Source organism: Geobacter grbiciae (assembly GCF_018531165.1).
In the GTDB taxonomy this organism is placed as follows: Bacteria; Desulfobacterota; Desulfuromonadia; order Geobacterales; family Geobacteraceae; genus Geobacter; species Geobacter metallireducens.
This window is the reverse complement of the sequence record NZ_JAHDIW010000028.1, coordinates 22986-29915: the sequence shown is the minus strand read 5'-3', so window position 1 is coordinate 29915 and position 6930 is coordinate 22986. Positions and strand designations below refer to the sequence as shown.

Below are 6930 nucleotides of genomic sequence, written 5' to 3'. Positions count from 1 at the left end.
CGTATTTGCCATGAACTTCTCCGCAAACACGGCCGCCGCTTGAGTTGGGAGTGTCTACTATTGACAGGACACCTCATCAAGATCACCGGCAAGGATGCCTTCGTGAAATTCAAGGTCACGAAGAAAGGTGACAAGCTTTCCTATTCGACCACACCAACTGAGCTGTATGTCGTTTGCGGCGAGGAAACCTTCAGTATGATCGTGTTTCCCCAGAGGGTTCCTTCCCAGACCATTCGTCTGTCGTCAGGCAGGGAGCGCAAGATCAAGGAGAACCTCTCGCTCTATGCCGGGCTGCCCTTCGAGAAGAAGCTGCTTCGCGCCATTCGGGACGTCTACACCGAGAACATCCCCGATTCCTACTCCGTGGATCGCAAGGACAAGCGGTTTTCCATATTCAGGGAAATTGTCCTGACACTGAAGCGCACCGTGGATATCGAAGGCGAAGGGCTCCGGATCAAGGAGTATGAGGTGAACCTGCGGGGGGAGGCGGCTGAGTTCAGGATAAACGAGAAGATGTTCTTGAGAACGGAACTGGCGGAAAACCCGGTGGCTGTTGCACTCGAACGGCACATCCTGCGTCAGGGGGATACCTCACGGATATTTGTGGTTGAGCAGCGGGCGGAAAAACAGGAAGGCCGGAAACTGGCCGGCGAACTGCCGGTCATGGATCATTCTGCTTCCAGCCAGAAGGCAAAGCAGGATACAGCCCAGAAACCGCAACCGGCACCGGCTGACCAGGAGGCAGATGATGAAAAATAAGCTGCTTACCTACTGGAATGGTCTGACCGGCAACCAAAGACGGATATTGGTCTGGACAGGCGGTGTAGCCATATTCGCCTTGACGTTCGTGCTCGGGAGCATGGCCATGAACCGCGGCAAGTCGTCTCAACCGGTGAGGAGCGCAAAACAGGCACCGTTGAGCATCGAACCAAAGCTGCTGGAGAAGTCACAGTACCTTGAAAGCCAGAAGGAAATCGCTAAACGGGACGACAAGGTTGCCGAACTTCAGCAAAAGCTCGATGAAATCACCAGGGAGAAAAAGGGAGATACGCCGGCTGGGCCAGCGATGCAGCCGGGAGCGTCGTCTCCCGCAGCTGTTGATGCCCGCATTGCCACATCTGTCCAGGGACAGGCGCAAAAGGCCGGTTCAGGTCGGTCAGTGCTGGCAAAACAACCGTTGCCGCCACCGCCAATTCCGCAGACCAGCTCCATTCCGTTGCCGCCTCCTCCCACGTTATCAATGACTATGGCTGCCGGGCAAGCGCCATCACCCCCTGAGACCGAAATAGGCGACATCGCCGTCGTGTCGTCACCCGGGGCGGGAAAGCAGTCGAAAGCCGAACCGGAGGATAAAAAAAAAGACGCAGCAGGTTCAGTCTATCTGCCGCCTTCCTTTATGGAGGCGACCCTGTTGAGTGGCCTGGACGCCCCGACCACTTCGGAAGCCAAAGGTAACCCGGTGCCGGTACTGCTCAGGGTCAAGACTCCGGCGGTTCTGCCCAACAGCGTGAAAGCCAACCTCAAGGGATGTTTTGTCATCGCTGACGGCAAGGGGAACCTGGCCACCGAGCGGGCCGAACTGCTGCTGGTCTCCCTGTCATGCCTCGACCGTAAGGGGCAGGCTGTGGTTGACCAGAAGGTCAAGGGATTCGTCGTAGACGCAGATGGCAAGATCGGCCTGCGGGGCCGGGTTGTGGCCAAGATGGGTTCCATGATCGCCAGGAGTATGCTGGCCGGGTTTTTCGGCGGCGCCGGTGACGCTATCAAGGCGTCGGCGACAACTCTGGCCGTCAGTCCTCTCGGCACCACCCAGACCGTAGATCCAAAGGATATAGCCATGTCAGGCGCCGGATCAGGGCTGTCGAGCGGCTTCAAAGAGATCCAGAAGTTCTACATGGAACTGGCCAAGCAGACCATGCCGGTCATCGAGGTAGGCGCCACGAAGCCGGTGACGTTGGTCATCAGCGAGGGGATCAACCTGGAAATCAAAAAGATCGCCAAGGGAGGCGGAAAGTGAAGAGAACACTGGCTCTGGCGGGAATGCTGCTCATGAGCGGCTGTGCCCTGCTCAATCCTTACGAAAGCAATTTCAGTTGCCCGGAGAGTTACAACGGCAAATGTGTCTCCGTCCAGACGGCTTACAGTGAATCATCAGGCGGTGCTGCCAGAACAAAGGATGCGGCTGCCGATCAGTCCCATGAGAGCTGCGGGTCAGAGTCCGAAAATCTCGGTGCCTGCACTGATAGCAGGAAGGAACTGGCCGGAAGCAATCCAGCGTCGAAAGAAAACGGAGCCCTGACGAAATACCGTGCCGCTCTCTTCGACAAATTCACCGGTCTCCTCAAGGAGCCGGTCACGCCGGTCGTTGCTCCCCCCAAGACCATGCGGGTTCTGCTGCTCCCCTATACCGGACAGGACAATGAGTTCTACATGCTGCGCTACGTTTACTTCTTCGTAGACGAACCGCGTTGGCTCCTGGGCGACACCGTGTCGTCCGGTGAAGAGGAGTAGGGCAATGGGGATCATGTCCGGTCTATTCGGAAAGGACGGCGGCATTGCCAAGGGAGAGCTGGAACAGATATCCCGTCGGGAGAAGTTCTCCGATTACCTCCCCTGGATCGCCTACGACGACAGGAAAAATATCTACCTCAACACCGACAACACCTTCGGGATGATGTGGGAGTGCGCTCCCCTGGCATTCGCCTCCGAAACGAGCATCAAGACCCTGGAGGGAATCTTTCGCGTCAACCTGCCGGAAGGTTCGGTCATGCAGTTCATCCTGTTTGCCGACCCATTTGTCGAACCGATTGTCAATGCCTATGGGGCTCAGAAGACGCGCAGCAGCAAGCTGGTCCACGATGTCTCCGACAATGTCATGCGGTTCTTCCAGGAGGGGGGGGAGGGTCTCGGCTGCCTGAGCGGCATTCCGGTGCGCACCTTCCGGATGTTCTTCACCGTGAAGTTCCCGGTCAAGGAGATCGGCCATGTGAACCTGGACGAAGTGTTCGGCACCATTCAGGAAGTGCTGCGCGGTGCCGGCCTCGCCCCGGTCGTGGTGGAACCGGGACATCTGCTGGACTGGCTGCGGCGGATGCTGAACGAAGATCCGTCCAGCAATTCGACCCACTATGATGACCGGAATATCATCCGCAAACAGGTGCTGCTCGGTACGAAGATCGAAAAGCGCTTTACCTCGCTCCGCTTCGACAACAGACACTTCCGCTGTGTTACCCCCAAATCGTTCCCCCTGAATGGCGACCCGATCCAGACCAACCAGCTCTTCGGCGGGATCATGGGGATGGCGACCGACTCCGATCAGATCCGGACGCCGTTCTTCTTCACCCTCAACATTCTGTTGCGTAACCAGAAGAACAAGCTTCACACCAAGTGCAACCTGGTCCTGCAGCAGCAGGGGGTGGGCAGCTTCGCCCCGTCGCTGGCTCGCAAGAAAGACGAATACCTCTGGGCCGTGGATGAGCTGGAACGGGGTACCAAGTTCTACCGGATCATCCCGATCATGTGGGTCTATGGCAGTGACGAGTGGCTGGTTAACGAGTCCGTCACCCGGGCCAAACGGGTCTGGGAAGGGCAGGGGTACGTCATGCAGGAAGACAAGGGGATTCTTCCGATCCTGTTCATCTCGTCGCTGCCATTCGGCCTCTACGACAATGGCAGCAACATCGACACCCTTGACCGTGACCACATCATGCCGGTGGACAGCATCGCCGTGACCCTGCCGATCCAGGGGGACTTCTCTGGGCTGGGCAAGCCGGTCATGCTCTTTGCCGGACGGAAAGGTAACCTGTTCGGTCTCGACATTTTCAACAAAGGGGTCAACAACCACAACGCCATGGTCTGCGCCTCCAGCGGCGCCGGGAAAAGCTTCTTCATCAATTACCTGGTCTACAACTACTTCGCCATGAACTCCAAGATCAGGATCATCGACATTGGCGGCTCCTACAAGAAGATGACCAAGCTGTTCGGCGCACGCTACCTGGACTTCAGCGAGGACTCCCAGGTCTGCCTGAATCCCTTCACCAATATCATCGATCCCGAGTACGACATCCCGGTCATCGCCCCCATTGTCGCCCAGATGGTCTTCTCCACCGGCAAGACCATCCCCAGTGAAACTGAGATGACACTCATCAAAGGGGCCGTGCGGTGGGCCTGGCAGCAGGAGGGGAATGACGCCGGCATCGACACGATCTACGAGTACCTGGCCAACTTCGAGCGCTATTCCTCTGAAGGGGGCGAGATTAAAGAGGCCGCTTCCCGACTGGCCTTCAACCTTGCCGATTTCCGGAGCGACGGGGCCTTTGGCCGCTTCTTCAACGGCAAGAGCAGCCTCGACATCTCGAACGACGAGTTCGTGGTGCTGGAGCTGGAGCATCTCAAGTCCCGCAAGGAGCTATTCCGGGTCGTTACCCTCCAGGTAATCAATGCCGTCACCCAGGACCTCTACCTCTCCGACAAGTCGGACCAGCGCCTGATCGTTTTTGACGAGGCGTGGCAGTTCCTCGGCGAGAGTTCGACTCTGAAGGAGGTTATCGAGGAAGGGTACCGCCGGGCCAGAAAATACGGTGGGAGCTTCACCATAATCACCCAGTCGGTACTCGACATGAAACTGTTCGGCGGGGTCGGCGACGTGATCAGGAACAACTCCGCCTTCAAGTTCTTCCTGGAATCATCGGACTTCGAGAAGGCCCTGGATGAAAAGCTCCTGGATTACGACGACTTCACCATGAGGATTCTGAAGTCAACCAAGAGCAACAAGCCCAAGTATTCGGAGATCTTCATGGACACCCCATTCGGCACCGGCGTCGGCAGGCTGGCGGTAGATCCGTTCTCTTATTATGTATTCACGTCGGATGCGAGCGAGATCGCGGAAATAGAGGCAATGGTGGATGGCGGAGTGAGTTATGAGGATGCGATCCGTGAGATGGTCAAGAAATACCGCAGCTAGCCTGACCATGGCTATGGCGCTCGTGAGTTCGAATGCCCTGGCCGTTGACGGGAAGACCGCCGGTCAAAGCGCCGGTCAGACGGCTCTCTCCCGGTTCGGCACCAAAAGCGGCGTCAACAGTAACATCTCGATGCCGATGACCAACTCCTCGAACCTCATGCAGACCGTCAACGGCGCCACCAGCTTCCCAGCGACCCTGAACGCCCCCTCATCGGCAAAGTTCCTGGAGGTAATGATCCAACCGTCGGGCACCGGCGACCTGCAGCAGGTCATCGTCAGCCAGGATCTCAATACCGATGGCGCCATCGACAATGTCCATACCGTTCCGGCACTAGTTTCAGGAGTCTGCGCCAACGGCTTCATCTCCTGCACTGCTGGCAGCTGGTCGAACTGCAAATACTACACGTGGGCAGCCGATGCCGATGGCCGCGTTACCGAAGCGCCGGCCTCCATCACCGACCTGGGGGGCTGCTACTGCATCAACAGCAGCTGCGGCAGCAACCTGGTCTGGGTTAACAGCGCCATTGTGCTCAAGGATATCGGCGGTGGTATCGTCAACGCCGTCCATACCAGCAACACCCAGTTCACCATCACCAACGTCGCCACCGACATCACCACCATCACCTACTACGGACAGGTGACTACCGAGACGAACAACTCCGCGGCAAGTGTCTCAGCCTTTGCTTCATCACCAACCGTCTCCACCCTGTCGAGTTACTACACCAACTGGCCGCAATTGACTGCCGCCCGGGATTCCGCTGCCATCTCCCAGTCTTCCGACCCTAGTAGTTTTTACTATCTGATTTCGAACTCAGGTGCGGCACGACAGGCACAGGGCAAGTCAAGCGTCTGTACCGTCGACCGGGCCGGACGTGTCGATACCATCGTCAAATCCTTCAACGACTCGGGGAACAGCGCACTCTGTACCGATCACCTAGTCTACATACGGGTTCACAAGGTTGATGACCTGACCTACAAGCTGGAATATCTGGATACTGGCCCGGGCGGGCCGGGGGCGGCCCACAACAACTGCGGCGGCAGTCCTGGAGGGGATGGCTGGCATGTGGTCAAGACCGTGACCGTTTCGACCCCGGACCCGGCCACGCTCGGTCAGCTCATGTCCGCCACATTCAACATGAACAACATGAGTGGCGGCGGCTGCAATTCCGCTTCGGCCTCGGTGGACGGGGTCATCAACGGTTTTGATACCTCTGTTCAGACCGGTATCGTCTGCCCGGCCAAGGGTGCTCAAGGGGTCTCGTTCGACTGGAGCTATTTCTTCGACTTCAAGGAAGATACCTACACGGAAGGGGTTGAAGACAAATGTGCAACCCTTGCCAACCACCCGGATTGCCGGATGAAGGAAGAGGATATTGACGGTGTCGTAACCTACCAGAACTTCAATCCGACCGGTTTTAACCCGCTCCCATCCTGCAAGAACTTCACTGGTCAGGTGGGTACCAACAAGATCTGCCGGGACTGGTGGCACAAGAAGCGTACCTATGTCTGCGGCAGCACGCAATACGACTTCTCCGACGTGGCGACCCGTTTCGGTCAGGTGGTTTCCTCCGCCACCGACAATACTGCGAACCTGACCTTCCAGGACCCGCGTCTCAGCCCCACTGGTTGGACCATAGCCAATGGCAGCATCAATCTGCCGCAACGTGACCCGGCTTCGGAATGCGAAGTGGCCTGCAAGACCCGTATCGCCAAGATCGACACCCAGGTGACGACGACCGGTACGGTCAATGACATGCGGGTTCCCGCCCAGTCCTATGACATCTTCTACAAGACCTGCATAAGTAACAGCTGTCCTGCCGGCCCGGGCGAGGAAATCGTCATCGATTGCCAGTGCATCAACGAGTTTGCCGAGGCTGCCACGGTGATCCAGACACTCAGGCTGGCCGGCAAGGACAACATCTGTTCCAGCGGCCAGAAGCAGCCGATGCAGTCGAGGTAAGACCCAG

Annotated in this window: 5 protein-coding genes; all 5 read left to right on the top strand. The window is 57.6% G+C overall.

Annotated elements, in window-relative coordinates; translation table 11 throughout:
- The coding region (locus tag KJB29_RS18585; RefSeq protein ID WP_215735817.1) for a TraK domain-containing protein at positions 1–759 on the top strand (759 nt) is incomplete at its 5' end.
- On the top strand, positions 749–2017 hold the full coding sequence (locus KJB29_RS18580; protein ID WP_215735816.1) for a TraB/VirB10 family protein: 1269 nt from the start codon (positions 749–751) through the stop codon (positions 2015–2017). The genes KJB29_RS18585 and KJB29_RS18580, both read left to right, overlap by 11 nt.
- Complete coding sequence (traV, locus tag KJB29_RS18575) at positions 2014–2511, top strand: type IV conjugative transfer system lipoprotein TraV (protein WP_215735815.1); 498 nt, start codon at positions 2014–2016, stop codon at positions 2509–2511. Before KJB29_RS18580 ends, traV begins: the two co-directional genes overlap by 4 nt.
- Positions 2512–2515: 4 nt before the next feature.
- Positions 2516–4963 carry a TraC family protein gene (locus tag KJB29_RS18570; protein WP_215735814.1) on the top strand — a complete coding sequence of 816 codons (2448 nt, stop codon included), beginning with the start codon at positions 2516–2518 and terminating at the stop codon, positions 4961–4963.
- A complete protein-coding gene (locus tag KJB29_RS18565) occupies positions 4926–6923 on the top strand; it encodes a hypothetical protein (RefSeq protein WP_246562051.1) in 1998 nt (665 codons plus the stop codon). Before KJB29_RS18570 ends, KJB29_RS18565 begins: the two co-directional genes overlap by 38 nt.
- The last annotated feature ends 7 nt before the right edge of the window (positions 6924–6930 follow it).